Source organism: Acinetobacter lwoffii (assembly GCF_024129435.1).
In the GTDB taxonomy this organism is placed as follows: domain Bacteria; phylum Pseudomonadota; class Gammaproteobacteria; order Pseudomonadales; family Moraxellaceae; genus Acinetobacter; species Acinetobacter lwoffii_F.
The window spans coordinates 1-19,802 of record NZ_JAMXXN010000013.1 but is presented as its reverse complement, the minus strand read 5'-3'; the positions used below and the strand labels follow the sequence as shown (position 1 = coordinate 19,802).

The following is a 19,802-nucleotide window of genomic DNA, read 5'->3' as shown; positions in this document are numbered from 1 at the left end:
TTTAAAAACCGTCATGATCATGACGGTTTTTTTACGCATGGACACAAAAAAAATGTGCAGAAAGGCCAATCAGAAAAGGCATTCAAAACAGCAAAGTGCTACCATTTCGTCAGTTTCAAAATAGACCAAAATATGGGGCGAAAATGTTAATACAACGTGGTGGGTTAAAAGTCGTTGCAGGACTCGGAATATCAGGTGTTGCAGCAGTCAATTTCTTGCATAGTCAGGGCTACCGCGTTGCAGTAACAGATTCAAGAGCTAACCCGCCAGGGCATGACCAGATACCCGCTGAGGTTCAGACCAGTTTTGGTCAGTTTGACGCCGAACTGTTACTTTCTGCAGAAGAAATCGTGATTAGCCCCGGGCTTGACCCTAAACTTCCTGAAATTCAGGCAGCGATTAACAAGGGTATTCCGGTAGTCAGTGAAATCCAGATTTTACGCCGTGCTACGGATAAGCCTATTGTGGCGATTACCGGTTCTAATGCCAAAAGCACCGTGACTACCTTGATTGGCCTGATGGCAGCAGATGCAGGCAAAAAAGTCGCTGTCGGTGGCAATCTGGGGCGTCCTGCGCTAGACCTCACCAAAGATGATCCTGAGCTATATATACTTGAGCTGTCCAGTTTTCAGCTGGAAACCACCTCAAATCTGGCGGCTGAAGTCGCGGTGGTGTTGAACATGAGTGAAGATCATCTGGATCGTCATGGCGATATGATGGGTTATCACACGGCGAAACACCGGATTTTCCAGGGTGTGAAAAAAGTCGTCTATAACCGTGATGACTCTTTGACCCGTCCATTGGTACCGGACGTAACACCGATGCAAAGCTTCGGCCTGAATGCACCAGATATGAACCAGTACGGTATTCTCAAGGATACGGATGGCAGCATCTGGCTGGCGCGTGGTCGTGAGCGTCTGCTGAAAAGTACCGAGATGTATATGCAGGGCACGCATAATGTTGCCAATGCCTTAGCCTGTCTGGCGCTGGGTGAAGCGATTGGCCTGCCACTGGAAAGCATGTTGAATACCTTAAAGACCTTTAAAGGTCTGGAACATCGCTGTGAATTCGTTAAAGAAGTGCAAGGCGTACGTTATTATAACGACTCCAAAGGTACCAATATCGGCGCAACCTTGGCAGCACTGGACGGTCTCGGCATGGCCATTGAAGCCCAAGGCGGTAAAGTCGCGATTATTCTCGGTGGTCAGGGCAAAGGGCAGGACTTTAAAGCCTTGCGTGAATCATTAAGCAAATATGCCAAAGTAGCGGTATTAATCGGTGAAGATCGTCCCGTCATTGAAGCAGCGATTGCGGGTACGACTGAACTGATTCATGCGGACAGCTTGCAGCAGGCAGTAGAAATCTGCCAAAAGCACACTCAGGCACATGATGTCGTGCTATTGTCTCCTGCATGCGCAAGTTTTGATATGTTCTCGGGTTATCCTGAGCGTGGTCGCAAGTTTGTTGCGTATGTGAATGAACTCAATTAAGAATAACAAGGATTCGTGATATGGCTGGGTTTGCTCAGACTACGATCAATAAATTAAATCAATTTTATACGCAGTGGATACCTAGAATACCTGCTGAAGTGAATCCACGGAATGTATTGATTTTCTGTGTGTTGGCTTTGCTCTGCATTGGTTCGATCATGGTGGCATCGGCCTCGATGCCCTATGCAGAACGTATGCATGAAAATCCGTTTCACTATATTAGCCGACATGGGATTTCGATTTTTGTCGCTGCCGTAGCAGCTTTTCTGGCTTATAAAATCCCCTTAAAAGTCTGGTTTAATAACACTTTCTTTTTGTGGATTATTACCATCGTACTTTTGGTGGCCGTGCTATTTGTCGGGACGGAAGTCAATGGTTCCAAACGCTGGATTCGGATCGCAGGCTTTACCTTACAGGCTTCGGAAGTCGCCAAAGTGATGATGGCAATTTTTACTGCAGACTACGTGGTGCGCCGTGCGGAAGAAGTACGGAATAATATCAAGGGTCTGGTCCGTTTAAGTGCCATCATGGGTGCTACCGTCGGTTTGATTATTCTCGAGCCTGACTTGGGTGCAACCGTGGTAATTACCTTAACCATGCTTGGCGTGTTCTTTCTGGCGGGTGCGCCGTGGATTCAGTTCGGTGTGGCTTTTATGACCTTGGTCGGCGCATTTGCTGCCGCGATTCTGTTGGAACCGTATCGTCTGCAACGTCTGCTGTCTTTTTCGAATCCTTGGGAAGATCCCTTAGGCACCGGTTATCAGCTCTCTAATGCCCTTATGGCCTTTGGCCGTGGGGAATGGGCAGGGGTAGGCTTGGGGCATAGTATCCAGAAAATGTCTTATTTGCCTGAGGCGCATACCGATTTCATGCTGGCAATTTTGGGTGAAGAATTTGGCTTTTTAGGTATTTCGACCATCCTGATCTTGTCCTTCACCATGCTGGTCTGCTGTATCCGTATTGGGCATCGTGCCTTGCAGCATCAATATCTACGTGCCGGCTATCTGGCTTATGGGATCAGTATCATTTTCCTGTTACAGATTCTGGTGAATGCCGGCATGAATATGGGTATGTTGCCGACCAAGGGTTTGACTCTGCCATTTATTAGTTATGGCGGTTCATCCCTGATTATCTGTGCAGTCATGATCAGTCTGATTCTGAAAATTGATTCAACCACACGCCAAGTCAATCCAAGCCGCGAAGAATCAAGCTTCTAGATTCGAGTTTCGTCCTGGCTCTGGCTGAGCATGGTCAAGTACCGTGCTCGGCATTGTGGTTCCACAATTAGAACAGGTCACAAAAGCAGTTTTAGGCTTGGAAAGTGGAATCAAAGGTATAAAAAACAAAGAAAAATAATTACGCTGTTGTTTCAGCTCATAGCCCGAACGGGTACGGCAGACCGGACACAGAAACTGGCTTTTCTCAATGGTTTTAGTTTTAGGGCCGACGCCAAAAATAAAAAACATACTCTTCTTCCTATCTATTTTTCATTGTAGAAGTCTAGCTTAAGTGAAAAGCTGTTTTTATAAATAGTGACCTTGTAGCTCAGTTGTATGTGGAATCCGGTCGATATCCCATTGCGCCACTGCCTGTTGCAGCATCCGTTGCGGAGCATCTAAAGCAACTTCAGCCTGATGCAAAGCCTGAAGTGCCTGTTTTAATAATTGTGGCGCCTGAATTAAATCCAGTGCTTGGGCCAGATTTTGTTTCGACAGTTTTTGTCCCTGATCATTCATTGCCAGCGGCAGATGCATATAGCTCAGCTGCGGATAACCGAGTAACTGTCCCAAATAGATTTGTCGTTCGGTATTATCTAAAAGATCAGCCCCACGTACCACATGCGTCATACCTTGCAGATAATCATCGACCACTACAGCCAGCTGGTAATTAATAATGCCATCACGACGTTTTAAGACAAAGTCTCCCAGATCTTTCTTCAATTCTGAACAGTGCCGACCTTGCAGCCGGTCTTCAAAACAGATTTCAACATCTTCAACTTTTAGGCGAATGGCTTGATGCTCAAAAGCCAGACCCAAGTCGCGGCAGGTATCCTGATAGATATGATTGGAACCGAGCATTTTACGGGTGCATTGGCAGGCATAGACCAGACCTTGCTGACGCAATTGCTGGATGACGTCTTCGTAAATATCTAAACGGTCTTTCTGAAAAATGATTTCGGCATCAGGTTCAAGCTGAAAGGCATCTAGGGCACGCAAAATATGCTCTTCGCTGCCGGGATAAATACGAGGAATATCGGTGTCTTCAACCCGAACCAGCCATGTGCCTTGATTGGCTTTGGCATCGCAGTAACTGGCAACTGCGGTAATGAGGGAGCCAAAATGCAAAGGGCCGGTTGGCGATGGCGCGAACCGACCCACATAAGCCATCCTGTTGTGCCCCTCCTTTTTTAAAGGAGGGGTTAGGGGAGGATTATTTACAGACATGCTTAACCGTTATTTTGCTTCTCTTTGATTTCTGCAAGTGTTTTGCAGTCAATACATAAAGTAGCCGTTGGGCGTGCTTCTAAACGACGCAAGCCAATCTCGATACCACAAGTTTCACAGAAACCATAGTCATCATTCTGGATTGCTTCGATCGACTGTTCGATTTTACGAATCAGTTTACGTTCACGGTCACGGGTACGTAACTCAATCGCAAACTCTTCTTCCTGAGTGGCACGGTCATTCACATCTGGAAGAGCAGTATTTTCGTCTTGCATCGTATTCAGGGTACGATCCACTTCTGACATCAACTCAGCTTTCCAAGCCAGCAAGATTTGGCGGAAATGCTGAAGCTGACCTTCAGACATGTATTCTTCATTTTTTTTAGGTTGATAAGGTTCAATACCAAATAAGCTAGCAGTAGAACCACCGTCAGTCGTTTTAGGCTTAGATTTGCGTACGCGCTTTGCAGCTTTCTCTTCTACAACATCAGTTTGATTGTCTAAGACTTGATTTTGGTTGTCATTCGCCATTTAGGGCATTCCTCATCTATGCGTATGATTGCTACGCAAAAAATATGGTGATATGCAGTTTTTTATCCACCCTGTAGAAAGATTATCCTCCTATGGGGGCCGTCATCATATAGACTTTTTATGCTTATTGATAGTCTTTGATGTCTGGACTATGCATATCACATTTCCTTTGGTTGCAATAAAGTAATGCAAAAAAAACAAATTGAAAAGTTAATAACCTGAAATTTCGGTATTAATATTTTGCTGGCTCAATGCCACCCGTTCAATATAGGTATCAAACTCACCATTTTGTTGCAAATGTAATACACGATAACCTGGTGCCGCCTGATCTAGCGCGAAATCTTCACTTTTAGGTTTAAACTGCACACTGGTCGATGGCGTGGATAAAAAGTAGATGCCATGCCATTCGTTGCAGGAATCCTGATGCACATGACCAAACAGAACCAGCTTGATATTCTGATGCCGAGCCAGTACATCTTTTAAATCTTCAGCATTTTTCAGCCGGTGCTGATCAATCCAGTACGATTTCATCGCAAAAGGATGATGATGGCAAGCCACAATGACATGCTGATGTTTAAATTCAAGCAATAATTGGTCCAATTGATCAAGTTGAGCTTGTTCCACCCAGCCATCGATCTTGCCTTGAACGGCACTATTTAACAGGATCATGGTCCAGGTGCCAAAATGAATGGCATGTACCTGATTCGCATGCTGGTGAAAAGGGAACACCCGAGAATCGTCATGGTTACCTGGAATCTGATAATACGGCACGTTTAAAGACTGGACAAATGCTAAATAGCGTTGATAAGTCTGCTCGACCGGCACCTGTGCCAGATCACCGGTATGAATCAGTGCATCCATTTGGGGAAAGCGCTGTTGGATCTGCTGCATCACCTCGTGAAAACTCTGCTCGGGATTCATCCGGGCAAATTCCAGCTCTTCCCGATCCATCAAATGGGTATCAGAAATCTGGATAATGGTCCAATCTGGCTGTGTGTTTATGCTTGACTGCTGAAAACTCATGTCTTTCCCCTTAGACATATTCCTGCAGTATGAATATGTTGTTGCAACCATTGCAAGGCCATAATGACAGGTGCATTTCTTAAGCGACCATTCGTGAGCAAGGACGGAATATCAGCATAATCCAGAATATGCAGCTGGATATTTTCACCTTCATCCGGCATGCCAAAAATACCGCCCTGTTCAGGCAATTCGGTCTGCGCCACATATAAATGAAATAATTCGGAACATGCCCCGGCGGACGGATAGAAGCTGAAAATGTGCTGCAGCTCATCCAGGGTACAGCCTGATTCTTCGAGTGCTTCGCGACGGATGCATGTTTCAGGCGCTTCATCGCCATCCAGAACGCCAGCAATTACTTCGAGTTGCCAAGGAGAGTCGATATCATCCAGTCCGCCAATCCGGAACTGTTCGATCAGGCCGAATTTCTGCTGTTGATGATTGTACATCAGCACACCCGCTGCTTCTGGCCGATGAATCAGCTCACGTTGCAAAATAGGGGTTGAGCTTTCCTGATTAAATAAACGGTGTTTCAGGCTGACTTTTTCTACCTGAATAAATCCCTGGTACAAGAACTCACGTGCCTCTACGCTAAAGTCTTTTTTATTATAAGAGGCCTGTTTAATAATATTCATATGCTCAGATAGAATGAATTGATTTATTTTCATCCTATCTGAGTTTTTTTTGAAGACAACTGTTTTTTTTACAGTTTTATAGTTTGTGGTATAAATTTTGACCAGAGTTGTGGAAGCTGGCTTTCATCTGATTCATGCCGGCTTCAATTTCGGCCTGAGAGCTTGCCGGCTGATCAGGATTGGCCTGTTGACTGGCATAATCACGAACATTCTGGCTAATCTTCATTGAACAGAACTTTGGTCCGCACATGGAACAAAAGTGCGCGGATTTATGCGCGGCTTTCGGCATGGTTTCATCATGCATGCTGCGCGCCGTGTCCGGATCCAGACTCAAGTTAAACTGGTCTTCCCAGCGGAACTCAAAACGCGCCTTGGACAGGGCATTATCCCGGGCTTGCGCACCCGGATGACCTTTGGCCAGATCGGCTGCATGTGCGGCAATCTTGTAGGTAATAATGCCGTCTTTGACATCCTTTTTATTGGGTAAACCGAGATGCTCTTTCGGCGTCACATAACACAGCATTGCGGTGCCGTACCAGCCAATCATCGCGGCTCCTATTGCCGAAGTAATATGGTCATAACCCGGTGCGATATCGGTGGTGAGTGGCCCCAAGGTATAAAAGGGTGCTTCTTTACAGACTTCCAGTTGCAGATCCATATTTTCCTTGATCATATGCATCGGGACATGGCCCGGGCCTTCAATCATCACCTGAACATCATGCTCCCAGGCACGGTGGGTCAGTTCGCCCAAAGTTCGAAGTTCGGCAAATTGCGCTTCGTCATTGGCATCCTGCACACAGCCCGGACGTAGGCCATCGCCGAGACTAAACGATACGTCATAAGCTTTCATGATTTCGCAGATTTCATCGAAATGGCTATACAGGAAGTTTTCCTGATGATGTGCCAGACACCACTGCGCCATGATCGAACCGCCACGCGATACGATACCGGTCAAACGGTTGGCAGTCAGCGGTACATATCTTAAAAGCACGCCGGCATGAATGGTGAAATAGTCCACACCTTGTTCAGCCTGTTCAATCAGGGTGTCTTTAAAGATCTCCCAGGTCAGGTCTTCGGCCACACCATTGACTTTTTCCAGTGCCTGATAGATCGGTACGGTTCCAATTGGTACAGGAGAGTTGCGGATAATCCATTCACGGGTTTCATGAATATTCTGGCCGGTCGAGAGGTCCATAATCGTATCTGCGCCCCAACGTGTCGCCCAGGTCATTTTCGAGACTTCTTCTTCGATACTTGAACCGAGTGCAGAATTACCAATATTGGCATTGATTTTGACCAGAAAATTACGCCCGATGATCATCGGTTCCAGTTCCGGATGATTGATATTGGCCGGAATAATCGCGCGGCCGGCGGCGACTTCCTGACGCACAAATTCTGGCGTAATTTCAGTCAGGTTTTTTGCACCAAAATTCTGGCCCGGATGCTGGCGCATATCGACACCATCGAGTTGACGCAGATTTTCACGAATGGCGATGTATTCCATTTCCGGAGTGATGATGCCTTGCTTGGCATAATGCATCTGGGTGATGTTGCGGCCGCATTTGGCTTTGCGAGGTTTCTGGATATGGGCGAAACGGATTGCGGCGGTACGGATATCGCGTAAACGCTGGCGGCCAAATTCAGAACTGAGCTGATCCAGAATTTCGCTATCGTTGCGCTGTTCAATCCAGCTGTCACGAACATTCGGCAGGCCTTTATTCAGGTCAATCGTCACATTGGGATCGGTATACACACCAGAGGTGTCATAAACCATCAAGGGCGGATTGTATTCACCGCCTAAGCCTGTCGGGGTTTCACTTAAGGAAATTTCCCGCATCGGCACCTGAATATCAGGACGCGAGCCTGGCAGATAGACTTTACGTGAGGCAGGCAGAATTCGCGTTAAATCGCGTGCTTCCTGTTCATGAGTGGAGAGAGAAGTTTCAGAAGAAAGATTCGTTAACTGGTTCATGGCTATGATCCTTATGAATGACATCAACGAATCAAGCACGACCAAAAACGTAGGCAGATTTATCCTGAACAGATAAAGCAAGGGCTGGGTTTTTAGCTGGCTTGATTCCTACGCAGGTATTAACCTGATCAGGTTCAACGGTACTCATGCTCAATTCCTGATAATGATAAAAGGAATCACATGATCTCAGCGAGGCATTACTCGCGCTCCGTCAAGCGAGGCTAAAGCTTAGCTCAGTTTAGGCAGAATAAACAGGTCTAAATCGCTCAACTTTAAGCGAGGATTGATTTAGACATGGTCCTACTGATTGAAGGTGAAACTGATCCCAACTAGATACAGATGGCATCGGTAAAGCAGTCCTTATCGTATTTTTGTGAGGGCGGACTGATCTGGGCATAGTACAGAATCTGTTCTGCTTCCGAACGGTTTCTATAATCGGCAGGCAAGGTTTGCTGGCGCTGTTCCGGAGTCATGTCCAGAAATTCCAGAAACAGGCGTGCCTGTGTGGACAGCGTTGATTTCTGGCCACTCGACATTCCAATAATAGTTTCCAGATGACTGGTATCCACAGCATAACGATCGCGATAATCTTCCGACACCGGGGATTGCTCGGTACCTCTAAACAGGAAATAGGTATATTGCTTCAGCAGATATTCAGCATCGCGTTTATAACTGCTATTCGGATAAGTCTTGAGATAGTCTTCCCAAAGCAGACTGCGGGCTGCAATATCAGCGGCTTCAATCTGCAGGCGTTTTTCTACCAGCACCGGTTCCATATTCTGTTCCGCCAGATTTTCAATAAAGGCTTTTTCAGCGGCCGGTAAATAAGGGGCAAAAATACGCGCCAGATATTCCGGACTGCGGCGATAATGTAAAGTGCCATCTCCCAGATCCAGCAGTTCTACATAAGCCTGCCCCTTGTGTTTTAACAGATACTGGTCACGTGAGGTGAGCTGTTGAAAATGCGCGTGCTGAATGGTCGGATGCTGGGCCATTTCCAGCGCATACTGCTCAAAGGCACGTTGCTGAAATTCGGTACGGTCCACAGCCAAAAAGCGCTGATACATTTCGGTAGAGCGCAACATCAGATTTTTCTGCTCTGCCAGTTCCATTAAGGGCAGGCACACTTTAAGATCCTGATTAATCTGTTCCAGCGCAAAAGTCGTACGCTGGTCATTAATCTGGGACATGTTTTTTTCAATATTCTGGCACATGAGGCTGAAGTCATTGACTGGACTTTGGGCTTGACTCGCTTCAGGCTGTTCAATCTGGAGCTGTGATTCTGAGGGCTGCTGACAGCCTCCCAGAAACAGCAAACTGCCGGCAATGAAACAGGCTTTGAATATCGACGGGAATGGCATTAACACTGTGCTTCAGGACTCTGTATAGGTGAATTCAGAAAATAACGGCCTTACTGGGAGGTATATTGTATAGATCAAATTAAAATACTATGTTTAGTATTGTGAATTCCTTTGTTACATTACAGACAGAGATCTTGAAAATTGAATTAATCGTGAATAAAACGCGATAGTTATATTAAAAAGTTAATAAAAATCATACGTAAAAATTCAAGAGATCTCTTTAGTATGGCTTAGCTTAAAGCGCCAGAATTTTTTGATCTGAATGGCTGTTAGGGGTTAACACTATAAAATGAAATTAAAACTCAGTGTCATGGCCGGTTTATTGCTATTAATTAGTCCGGCGATTTTTGCCCTGGATTTACAAGAAGCGTATGCACGCGCCCAGCAAAATGATCCAAATTGGCAGGCGAATGTGTTGCAGTACCAATCTGATCAGCTCAATCTGGGGATTGCCAGCGGAAATTTGCTGCCGACCGTGACTTTATCTGGAAATGTGACCCGTAAAAACCAGTCCGTCAACAACTCAGAGTCTGAAGGTTTGCCTGCTGAATTTGGTGAGTTGCAAAGTTCCAGTACAACCAGCCGTCAGGTGGCCTTAACCGCACGCCAACCTTTATTTCGCTGGGATGCCTGGCAAGGTTATAAGCAGGTCAAGACCTCGGTCGAACTCAGTGAAGTCAATCTGCGTCTGCAAAAACAGCAGCATATTTTACAGGTGGCCGAAGCCTATTTTAATGTCTTGCGGCAGCAGTCTTTGACTACGGCTTATTTACAGGAAGAGCAGGCGCTGTCTGAACAGTTACGCATGATGAATGCTAAGCTGAAAGAAGGTTTGGTGGCGCGTAGTGAGGTCAGTGAAGCCAATGCCCAGTATCAAAGTGCCCAAGCCAACCGGATTTCGACTCAAGTTCAGCTGGTACTGGCCCAAGAACAGCTGGCACAGTTAATCGGCCCTTATCAGGAAAATCTGGCGGTATTACGCAACGATTTCCAGTTCCAGAAGCCGGTTCCAAGTGATATGCAGTCCTGGACCGAATTAGCACAAAGCCAAAATCTGAATATTCTGCAAGCGCGTCTGCAAAAGCGCTATTCTGAAGATGCCAAACGGGTCGAACAGGCTGCGCTCTATCCGCAGGTCGAAGCGGTCGGAACCTATGGCTATTTAAAGCAAAGTCCGGCTACGATCATGTCCAGCAATGGAGATTTCGACCAGATTGGGGTGGAGGTGAACTGGAATGTATTTAGCGGTGGACGCACGCAAAAAAGTATCCGTCAGGCCGGCGTTAATGTGCAAAAAAGTGAAGCGCAACTGGATGCAGCCATCCGTAAAGCCAATACCGATGTGAAACAGTCCTTTATGCAGGTAGAAACCGATCAGGCCAAACTGAATGCACGTAAAGCCGCGATGGACTCTTCGGAAATTGTCTCACAAGCGTCCAGAGCCCAATATCAGGAAGGCTTAAAAACCATGGTCGATGTGTTGCTGGCACAGCGTAATGCCTTTTCCGCCAAGACCGATTATTTAAATGCCAAATATGATTATCTTCTACATGTGCTGCAATTGCAGGCTTCGGTTGGGCAGTTAACCGAAAAGGAACTGGCAGAGCTGAATGCCTGGCTGATTGAATATGATTCGCCTCAGCCTCTATGAGGCTACTATTGTCATCAAACTTTCATCATAGATATGCTTTAATATGATTTATTATTGATCATTGTCCTCTATCGTTCAGGAGTAGCTTTCCTTGTGTCCAAATAATCCTGTATTAAGTCATCACATTTCTTCGCAATTTAATGAAGAACTGCAGGACGTAAATACCAAATTCATGACGATGGGCGGACTGGTAGAACAGCAGGTAGCTAATGCCATCCATGCCCTATTGGACACAGATGTTTCAATGGCAGTAGATGTGCAGTTTCAAGATAATGTCGTCAATCAGATGGAACGAGATATTGATGAAGCGCTGACCCTGATTCTGGCGCGCCGTCATCCTGCCGCGATTGATTTACGTATGGTGCTTGCCATGTCCAAGGCCAATACCGATCTGGAACGGATTGGCGATGAAGCCTCGAAAATAGGCCGAATTGCACAAAGCTTATGTGAAGAGGGCGGCTCACCGCGCGGTTATATGGAAACCCGGCATATTGGCAACCAGGTGCGGGTGATGATTCATGATGCACTGGATGCTTTTGCGCGTCTGGATGTAGATCAAGCTTTGAAGGTCATGTTGGCAGATGCGGATATTGACCGTGAGTATCAATCAGCCACACGTACGCTTATGACTTATATGATTGAAGATCCGCGGCATATCAGTCGTGTCATCAATGTATTATGGGTGCTGCGTTCGCTAGAAAGAATTGGCGATCATGCCCGGAATATTTCGGAACAGGTGATCTATATGGTCAAAGGTTTTGATGTGCGTCATACCAGCGTTGAAGAAATTGAACAGAAAGTTCAGCGTTAAACGTTCCAGACTTAAATAAAAAAACCTCCAGCTCGGAGGTTTTTTATTGGGATAGAAAAGCTAACTATGAGTTTCTTCCTCAGCATCATCTTCAAAAGTTTTGGCAATTTTTTCAATATTCAGGCTTTTGGCCATCGCATCAAAGATTTCCTTATATATGCCTTGCTGATGATAAAGCTGGTCGTGTTCACCATGTTCGGCAATCGTTCCTTCTTTCATTACATAGGTATAATCCGCATCAATAATCTGCGACAGGCTATGCGAAATGATGATCACGGTACGGCCTTGCTTGATCTGGTCCAGACTTTGTTTGATCTGTTCCGTGGCAATTGCATCCAGACTCGCCGTCGGTTCATCCAGAAAAATGATCGGTGGATTTTTCAGGAACATCCTTGCCAAGGCAATCCGTTGCTGCTGGCCGCCAGACAGCATCAAGGCATCGCTATCATAGCCAGCCGGTAACTGTAAAATCTGCCCATGAATCGAGGCTTTTTCTGCCGCCTCAATCACATCCTCCATCGAAGCTGTGGTTTTTCCATAACGGATATTGTCAAAAATGGTACCCTGAAAAATATGATTTTTTTGCAAGACCAGACCAATATGATCGCGTAAATATTGGGTGTCATAATCTTTCAGGTCAATGCCATCCAGTTTGATCTGGCCTTGCTGCGGTTCATAAAATTTATCCAGCAGACTGATCAGGGTAGATTTTCCGGCACCAGATAAACCCACTAAGGCGGTAATTTTATTGGGGCGAATTTCCATATCAATATCTTTCAGGGCATGGTGGCCATTTGGATAATAAAAATTCACGCCACTGAGTTCAAATTTGCCTTGGACAACCGGTTTCTGCTGACCGCTTTGTTCAATTTCATCATCGGCTTCCAGAATCTTGAAAAAGCTTTCTGAATAGATCATGGCATCGTTCACTTCATCATAAATCCGGTGCAGGGATCGGATTGGGGCAGAGACATTATTAAATAGCAGCACATGAAACATGATCATGCCAATACTCATCTGGCCATCCAGCACAAAGTAGGAGGTTAGAATAATGATGAGTACAATCCCGATCTGTTCCAGAAAAGTTTTCAGGCCATCAAACAGGAAACTGGTCTGGCGGGTTTTCATCTGATTGTCGGTCAGCTCACGCTGTAAACCGAGCTGCTTTTCCGATTCAATCGATTCGCGGTTAAAGGATTTGATTACGGTAATCGAGTTGATGATGCTGAGAATGCCCTGACTCTTTTTCTCCCGACCATCGCGAAGACTGCGGCGCCAGCCCCCCAGCTTTTGCGCCTGTTTATAGGTCAACCAGAAATAGATCGGGACAATGGCAGTCGCGACCAGACCGACATAAACATTGGCATAATACATTAACCCCAAAGCCACAATGGCACTGGTAAATAACGGTAAAATATCAATAAAGAAGATCTGAACGAGACGGGTCAGTGAACCAATACCACGGTCAATCCGGGTCTGTAATTTACCGGCCTGATTATTTTCCTGATTAAAAAATTCCAAACGATATTTTAAAAACTTTTCAATAATCCCTTGGGCCAGATCCTGAGAGACAAAAATTCGCAGTTTCTCTCCATAGAACTTCTGCCCGAACTGGACAAAGGCATTAATAATTTCTTTGCCGAGCAAAATTGCCGAAATCGTGATCAGAATATGCCAGCCTTGCTCCAATCCTTGACCGGCTTCGAGTAGCGAATTGATGCTGTCGACCGCATATTGCAAGGTAATGGCATTGACCTGTGCGGTGAATGAGCCAATCAGGGTCAGAATCAGCGTGGCAATCACCAGCAACCGGTAAGGCTGAACAAAGGGACGAAGTTTCTGAAACAGCTGCCATAAGTTCATAAAAGGATTATTTTTATTGTGAAAGTTGAATTCAGTCTAGGCAGGAATCATGCCAGCCACAAGCATAAATGTTGTAGTCATTTGTGAAGAGCAGTTGTAATCCTTTAGGTCGAATGTCAGTATTTTCATGTGGATACTGGATCTGATTGATATGACGCTCGATTTATTTGCACCCCAGCCGCAAGCCAATGTATTACCTTTTGATGGGGTAGTGGAGGATTATGGCCTGATTTTGGATGAGGGACAAAGCCAGCAGTATCTACAGCATTTTCTCAGTCAGCTGGCCTGGCAATATGATGAAGTGCATTTATTTGGCAAGAAGCACCATGTCACCGGCCGCCAGGTGGTCTGGTATGGCGATGAACATTATCAGTATCGTTATTCTGGTACGCTCAAACAAGCTCAGGTATGGACATCCGGATTATTCCGTTTAAAGCAGCATATTGAAATTCTGGTCGGTCATCCCTTTAATTCCTGTCTGGCCAATTTGTATGAAGATGGTTCGCAAGGCTTGGGTTGGCATAGTGATGATGAGCCGGCTTTATATACAGGTACTTCTCGGGAAAATGTCATCGCTTCTCTGAGTCTGGGAGCCACCCGCAAAATGAGCTTTAAGCATAAAATTCGCAGTGATAAAGTCGATGTGCTGTTACATAGTGGGCAATTAATTGTGATGCGTGGCGCGACACAGCAACACTGGAAGCACAGTATTAGCAAAACCAGCAAAGTTTTGACACCACGAATTAACCTGACCTTTCGTTATTTTTATCCTTAAGAAGCATTTTGGAGCATAAAAAAGCACCCTGAAGGATGCTGTTTTAAAAAATTTTCAAAACAGATTAAGGCGTGATCCCGGCAGGATGACGATACCAGCTTTCAATCAACAAGGCAGCCGCAATACTGTCAGCAGAGAGTTTCTTGCCGCGACCTTGCGCCTGATAATGATCCAGCTCATCGTGTGCTTCACGGGTGGTCAGACGTTCATCCACCATCCAGGTTTCAATATTGGTCTGATGACGTAAACGGCGGGCAAATTTTCGCGCCCGTGTCGACAGCTCGGATTCACTATCATCCATGTTCAATGGCAAACCGACCAGAAATAAATTCGGTTGATGGCTTTTCACGATTTTGAGCAGTTCATCCCAGTTGGGGATACCATCTTTCATGGGAAATAAGGGCAGGGGATTGGCACTTGCAATCAGGGATTGTCCAACTGACATTCCCATTTTTTGTGTACCAAAATCAAACGCCATAATGGTTTGTGGCACGTTTACATCAGGCATGTCCAATCTCGGAAGATAACCAGTTGCGGTCTACACCCATTTTTTTATAGGCAGCGTCCCAACGGTCGTTATAAGGGAGGTTAAAAATCAGATCCATATCGGAATCACAAATCAGCCAGTCACCACGGGCAATTTCCTGTTCCAGCTGGTGTTTGCCCCAACTGGCATAACCGAGGGCAATCTGATAGCGACCGACCCCTTCATTATGCGCAATGGCATCCAGAATATCTTTGGAAGTGGTAATGCAGACATTTTCACCTACGGCGATGGAGGAATGCCAGGTCGGCTGACCAGTATGCAAGACAAAACCGGCCTCAGGGCGTAAAGGGCCGCCTTGTAATACTTCATGCGGATTGACATTGTCTGCTTCAATATCAAGATCATTCAGCAATTCTTTAATTTGAATGCCGGCAGGTCGATTGATAATGATGCCTTGGGCACCATCTTCATCATGACGCGCGAGATAAATGACCGTCTGTGCAAAAAAATCATCATTCGCATGCGGTGGTGCAATCAGACAACGATGTGTCAGAAACTGTTTGGTCACCTGAGCAGTTCTCCCAAAGTCAGTATGCTATGCAGTCTGAAAAAGTGAAGCATGGCCTACGGGCCTAATTGTAATCACTCAAACAGCGGCTTTCTTCCTGCTAGTTATCCCATAAAATGCTTAGGCTGACAACTTGGATATGGGGTAAATCAGGCATGAACAGGTTAAGGCCGGTTTTAAAATTCCTTTTAAAAAGACCTTCAGTGATTTTATTTAAATGATGGGAGGTAGTTTTAAGCGTTTTTTATTTATGCTAAAACAGCCAGATAAACCGAGTAAAAACTTACTTAAATTTTAATAAAAAATATTAAATATATTGTGGTGGAATGAATTAAATAATAACAATAGATCATTCATGGTTAAAAGTAGACTATATATAGTTTCTTGCTTTTAAATAGAATTTATCTGAAAACTAAAGGTAAGTTATTACAATCTCAGCTCATTAATTAAGCTCTAACTATATTTCGATACATAGTTTCTAGTGATTAAAAAATGGTCAATATTAGATAACAAACTATAATATTTGTTTATTTATGTAATAAATTTGCGATATATTGTACAGAATATTTCAATTATTATACAAAATATACATATTGAAACCATATTGCTTTGTTCGTAGAATGCAGAAATTTTCATCTTTAATTTATTTTTTTAATGGGGTTGTTATGCATCATATTTTAAAAGGGACTTTAATTTCTGCGCTATTTTCTGTGTCAGTCACTTCACAGGCAGCAGTATTTAGTAGTTATAATGAAGAAGGTAGTTTTTTCCGTAGTCATTTGAATAGCGCTTTATCTGAAAACCTCATTACTCAGTTTAAGGACAAAGCTGATTCAAAGGATGGAGTTTTATATTTACTTGAACAAGCCCGCTTATTACAAGTTAACCATCAATATGAAGAAAGCCGAGATTATTATAAGCAAGCCTTTACGCTGTTAGAAAAACAAAAAAATCGGGCCAAAATTAGTGTGTCCCGAATGGGGTTTAAGGCTCTTGCCATGGTCAGCAATGACTCTGTAGTGCCTTATCTGGTACCAGCACATGAGCAGGTGCTGGCGCATATTTCCCAAGCTAAAAACTATATTTTCTTAAAGGATCTGGAAGCTGCTGCGGTAGAAATGCGCGTGGCTCAGGGCCTCCAGCGTGAAATCGAATTGTTGCACCAAAAAGAACTAGAAAAGAAAAAAGACAAAGTAGCTAAAAACACGGAAGCAGAGAAGAATCTAAGTGTGCTGGATGAAGCTTTTGTCGGTCTGGACCCCATAGCCGGCAAGATTAAGAACAGCTATCAGAATGCCTACGCTTTTTATATGGCAGCCAATTTATGGGAAACCTTGGGTGAATACAATGATGCCTTGGTTGATTATAAGAAAGCTTATGAGTTACAACCAGATAAGCAAATTTCCGAAGACGTGAAACGTCTGGATCAACTGGTCACACAGCATAAGAAGGGTAGTGTTCCGGTGATTGTATTTATCGAACAGGGAATTGTACCGCAAAAGGTGGAAAATAAAATTGATGTCCCTACACCGGGCGGTTTAATCAATATTGCTTTTGCGACCTATGAACCAAGTACCTATGTGATACCAACTAGCCTGAAAGTGAAAGTCAATAATAAAGCTTTACAAGACAGTTATGTGATTAGTGATATTGGTGCTTTGGCCGTCAAGGATCTCAAAGAAAAAATTATGGCGAATGTGAGCAGTCAGGTGCTGCGCGCCACTGCAAAATATGCCGCACAAAAAGAACTTGGTAACCAGTTTGGTGTGTTTGGTCAACTTGCCGGTAACGTCTTAAATATGGCGACTGAGCGTGCTGACTTGCGTGGCTGGAGTACCTTGCCGAGTAATGCCCAGATTGCGCGCTTAAATTTAACGCCGGGCAAACATAATTTACAACTTTCTAGCGGGAGTGTATCTAGCTCTCCGGTCACCCTAGATGTGAAAGCCAATCAAACAGTGTTTGTCTATGCCCATCATGTTAATGACAAAATTACGGCTAGTGTAAGCACCATTCCACATTAATCATAAATAAGGGAACAATATGAAACGTCAATTTAGCTTTGCTGTACTTGGTTTAGGGGCGCTGTTCATGGTGGGTTGTACCGCACCGAATGCCTTATCTACCCAAACCAATGCCAATAATGAAATGAGTATCCGCACCATTACCAATAATCCGGTATTAACTACGGAAGTCTTTGTGGAACGTGTGAATATGAGCTTGGTTGGTGATTTAAAGCGTGCTTCGATCGCGATCAAAAACCGCCGTTTTAACAATAAAAATTTTAGCTACAAGATTGTTTGGGTGGATGCACAAGGTGTGGAAGTTAATCCTGAAGGTGCCATCTGGAAGCCGATCCAGTTAACCGGACGTGAAACCAAAGGTGTGCAGTCCTTGGCGCCAAATCCATCTGCTGTTGATGTTGTTGTGTATTTGAAAAAATAAGAGAGACTTGAAATGAACGCAAAATTGATTTTCGCCGCATTGGCAACTACGACACTGCTTAGTGGCTGTGCCTCTACTGGTTCAGTAAGTTATGGTGATGCCCAAGCAGTCGAAACCTTAACCACAGACTTTGGTTCAACTGACTTGCAAATGATTGCAGCCAAAATGGTGGATGACATGTTGATGTTCCCGCCAGTGGTGCAAATGACCCAAAACCGCCGTCCGGTCATTGTCCTTGATCGGATTCATAACAAAACCCAGGAACATATCGATACCGAATCGATTACTGACAGTATTCAGAACAAACTAATCAATTCTGGAAAATTTCGTTTTGTTGATATGAAATCGGTGAATGCGGTGGCACAGCAGCTAGCTTATCAAAAGCAAAGCGGTATGGTGAACCAGTCAACAGCAGTACGTGCCGGTGGTCATATTGGTGCCGAATTTATGCTAAATGGCAACTTGTCGAGTATTGTGAAGAATGCCGGTGGCAAGAGTGATGTGTATTACAAGTTCACTTTTAAATTGCAAAACCTGCAAACTGGTATCGTAGAGTGGACTGGCGAGAAAGAAATCCGTAAGGCAGGCAAACGCTCGACTTTTGGTCTGTAATTTCAATGAAGGTCACTGTGCTTTTGGCACAGTGACTGTAGAAGAATATAATATGAAAAAAATATTACTTGCAGGCCTGTTGTCTGGATTGTTGAGCGCTCCGGCCTTTGCAGCCATTAAAGAAGTGGTTAAAGAAGCCAGTGGAAGTGGTCCAACTCAACACCAGGCGATTTCTGAAGCCTTATTAATTGCTGTGCAATCGGTAAATGGTGCTTCAGTTTCTTCCCAAATGAATTATGAAGAGACTGTTTCTGTATCGGTGAATAATCAGGGCTGGAGTTATAACGGTAAAGTTTCACCAGTTTTTAGTGTGGCAAATCAAGGTTCAGGTTCAGTGACCAAGTTTCAGGTGCTGAGTGTGACGGGTGCAAAAAATAATTACCGTGCCAAAGTTCGCGCACATGTGGTGAAGTTTGAATCGACTGTACAAGACCAGCATTTGCGCAGGATTGCAGTATTGCCATTCCAGATGGCCGAGAAAAATAACCGACTGGCCAATGACACATCTGCCTATGAGTTTAGTCAGGAATTATCCGATACTTTAGGAAATTATCTGGCTCAAAGCGGACAGTTGAGTGTGGTAGATCGTCATTATCTGGATGAAATGCAGTCTGAAAATGCATTCCTGTATTGGGATGGTGCACCGCATGAGCTGGCGCGTATCGGTCAGAAAGTTGGAGCAGACTATTTACTGGTGGGACGAATTAATGATCTGTCTAGTGCCAGCCATCAGCAAATGTATGGTTTGAATGCCGGCGCTGAACAAGTGCGTTTAAGCTGGCGTGTCATTGAAGCCAATACCAGTAAAGTGGTAGCAGCGGGCACTTTCAATCGAACTCTGTCTAATTTAATGACACAGAATATTCTGACCAATAGTTTAAATGACAGTACGGCGGATAAAATTGCTCAGGGCTTAAACCCGGAAATTTTACAGGGCTTAAAATTACAGCCTGTACAGTCTCAGACTGGTCAATCTTATGATTCATCACCGGGCTATGAAATGACGCCAGGTTCAAGCGATCAACCTGTAAAATGGTAAGTTAATATTAGGGCGTGTCCTCATTTGAAGAATTGGTTTTAAATACTTAAAATCCTCCTTTGAGTTATTTTTATTTCTATATTTTCAATGGCACGTACT

19 protein-coding genes and 1 riboswitch are annotated in these 19,802 nt (G+C 44.6%); of the genes, 9 read left to right on the top strand and 10 right to left on the bottom strand.

The features are described 5' to 3' along the window. Window positions 1-143: 143 nt before the first annotated feature. Window positions 144-1,490, top strand: coding sequence for a UDP-N-acetylmuramoyl-L-alanine--D-glutamate ligase (gene murD, locus NI455_RS09800; RefSeq protein WP_247143100.1), 1,347 nt, complete (start codon window positions 144-146; stop codon window positions 1,488-1,490). Window positions 1,491-1,510: 20 nt separating this feature from the next. Continuing rightward, window positions 1,511-2,707 (top strand): putative lipid II flippase FtsW, encoded by a 1,197-nt coding sequence (ftsW, locus tag NI455_RS09795; RefSeq protein ID WP_004281069.1) that lies wholly within the window; start codon window positions 1,511-1,513, stop codon window positions 2,705-2,707. Here ftsW and NI455_RS09790 read toward each other — a convergent pair. From NI455_RS09790 to NI455_RS09760, 7 genes are all read right to left on the bottom strand, one after another. Beyond that, window positions 2,696-2,956, bottom strand: a complete 261-nt coding sequence (locus tag NI455_RS09790) for a zinc ribbon domain-containing protein (RefSeq protein ID WP_168730893.1) — start codon at window positions 2,954-2,956, stop codon at window positions 2,696-2,698. The genes ftsW and NI455_RS09790 overlap by 12 nt on opposite strands. Before the next feature lie 57 nt (window positions 2,957-3,013). Continuing rightward, window positions 3,014-3,934, bottom strand: a complete 921-nt coding sequence (gene gluQRS, locus NI455_RS09785; protein ID WP_253113910.1) for a tRNA glutamyl-Q(34) synthetase GluQRS — start codon at window positions 3,932-3,934, stop codon at window positions 3,014-3,016. Between the two features lie 2 nt (window positions 3,935-3,936). Next, entirely contained in the window at window positions 3,937-4,464 is a 528-nt protein-coding gene (gene dksA, locus NI455_RS09780; RefSeq protein WP_004281072.1) for an RNA polymerase-binding protein DksA, read from the bottom strand. A gap of 210 nt (window positions 4,465-4,674) precedes the next feature. Then, a complete protein-coding gene (locus NI455_RS09775) occupies window positions 4,675-5,487 on the bottom strand; it encodes a metallophosphoesterase (protein WP_253113907.1) in 813 nt (270 codons plus the stop codon). Continuing rightward, window positions 5,484-6,119, bottom strand: coding sequence for an NUDIX domain-containing protein (locus NI455_RS09770; protein WP_004281075.1), 636 nt, complete (start codon window positions 6,117-6,119; stop codon window positions 5,484-5,486). The genes NI455_RS09775 and NI455_RS09770 overlap by 4 nt, the downstream gene beginning before the upstream one ends. A gap of 76 nt (window positions 6,120-6,195) precedes the next feature. After that, window positions 6,196-8,091, bottom strand: a complete 1,896-nt coding sequence (gene thiC, locus NI455_RS09765; protein ID WP_253113904.1) for a phosphomethylpyrimidine synthase ThiC — start codon at window positions 8,089-8,091, stop codon at window positions 6,196-6,198. Window positions 8,092-8,179: 88 nt separating this feature from the next. Continuing rightward, window positions 8,180-8,312: riboswitch (TPP riboswitch) on the bottom strand. A 108-nt stretch (window positions 8,313-8,420) separates the two neighbouring features. After that, complete coding sequence (locus NI455_RS09760) at window positions 8,421-9,452, bottom strand: hypothetical protein (protein ID WP_253113901.1); 1,032 nt, start codon at window positions 9,450-9,452, stop codon at window positions 8,421-8,423. A gap of 289 nt (window positions 9,453-9,741) precedes the next feature. Here NI455_RS09760 and abuO point away from each other — a divergent pair, with 289 nt between their 5' ends. Together abuO and phoU are read left to right on the top strand one after the other, a co-directional pair. After that, complete coding sequence (gene abuO / locus NI455_RS09755) at window positions 9,742-11,103, top strand: multidrug efflux outer membrane protein AbuO (protein ID WP_168730889.1); 1,362 nt, start codon at window positions 9,742-9,744, stop codon at window positions 11,101-11,103. Window positions 11,104-11,194: 91 nt separating this feature from the next. Continuing rightward, window positions 11,195-11,914 (top strand): phosphate signaling complex protein PhoU, encoded by a 720-nt coding sequence (phoU, locus tag NI455_RS09750; RefSeq protein WP_005108465.1) that lies wholly within the window; start codon window positions 11,195-11,197, stop codon window positions 11,912-11,914. Between the two features lie 60 nt (window positions 11,915-11,974). Here the strand turns inward: phoU and NI455_RS09745 are convergent, their stop codons facing one another. Continuing rightward, entirely contained in the window at window positions 11,975-13,777 is a 1,803-nt protein-coding gene (locus NI455_RS09745) for an ABC transporter ATP-binding protein (protein WP_253113898.1), read from the bottom strand. Between the two features lie 151 nt (window positions 13,778-13,928). Here NI455_RS09745 and NI455_RS09740 point away from each other — a divergent pair, with 151 nt between their 5' ends. Further along, window positions 13,929-14,552, top strand: a complete 624-nt coding sequence (locus NI455_RS09740) for an alpha-ketoglutarate-dependent dioxygenase AlkB family protein (RefSeq protein ID WP_253113896.1) — start codon at window positions 13,929-13,931, stop codon at window positions 14,550-14,552. 64 nt (window positions 14,553-14,616) lie between these two features. On the opposite strand, the gene ruvX is transcribed toward NI455_RS09740, so the two are convergent. Then, window positions 14,617-15,060 carry a Holliday junction resolvase RuvX gene (ruvX, locus tag NI455_RS09735; RefSeq protein WP_253113893.1) on the bottom strand — a complete coding sequence of 148 codons (444 nt, stop codon included), beginning with the start codon at window positions 15,058-15,060 and terminating at the stop codon, window positions 14,617-14,619. Further along, on the bottom strand, window positions 15,053-15,607 hold the full coding sequence (locus NI455_RS09730; RefSeq protein ID WP_004281085.1) for a YqgE/AlgH family protein: 555 nt from the start codon (window positions 15,605-15,607) through the stop codon (window positions 15,053-15,055). The genes ruvX and NI455_RS09730 overlap by 8 nt, the downstream gene beginning before the upstream one ends. Before the next feature lie 665 nt (window positions 15,608-16,272). Between NI455_RS09730 and NI455_RS09725 the strand changes: the two genes are divergently transcribed. The 4 genes from NI455_RS09725 to NI455_RS09710 are packed head-to-tail and all read left to right on the top strand — an operon-like array spanning window position 16,273 to window position 19,703. Beyond that, window positions 16,273-17,631, top strand: a complete 1,359-nt coding sequence (locus NI455_RS09725; protein WP_034438391.1) for a COG3014 family protein — start codon at window positions 16,273-16,275, stop codon at window positions 17,629-17,631. Between the two features lie 19 nt (window positions 17,632-17,650). After that, window positions 17,651-18,052, top strand: a complete 402-nt coding sequence (locus NI455_RS09720) for a YcfL family putative periplasmic lipoprotein (RefSeq protein WP_253113889.1) — start codon at window positions 17,651-17,653, stop codon at window positions 18,050-18,052. Between the two features lie 12 nt (window positions 18,053-18,064). Further along, a complete protein-coding gene (gene lpoB, locus NI455_RS09715; RefSeq protein WP_005108476.1) occupies window positions 18,065-18,664 on the top strand; it encodes a penicillin-binding protein activator LpoB in 600 nt (199 codons plus the stop codon). Between the two features lie 52 nt (window positions 18,665-18,716). After that, window positions 18,717-19,703, top strand: a complete 987-nt coding sequence (locus NI455_RS09710; RefSeq protein ID WP_005108477.1) for a CsgG/HfaB family protein — start codon at window positions 18,717-18,719, stop codon at window positions 19,701-19,703. The last annotated feature ends 99 nt before the right edge of the window (window positions 19,704-19,802 follow it).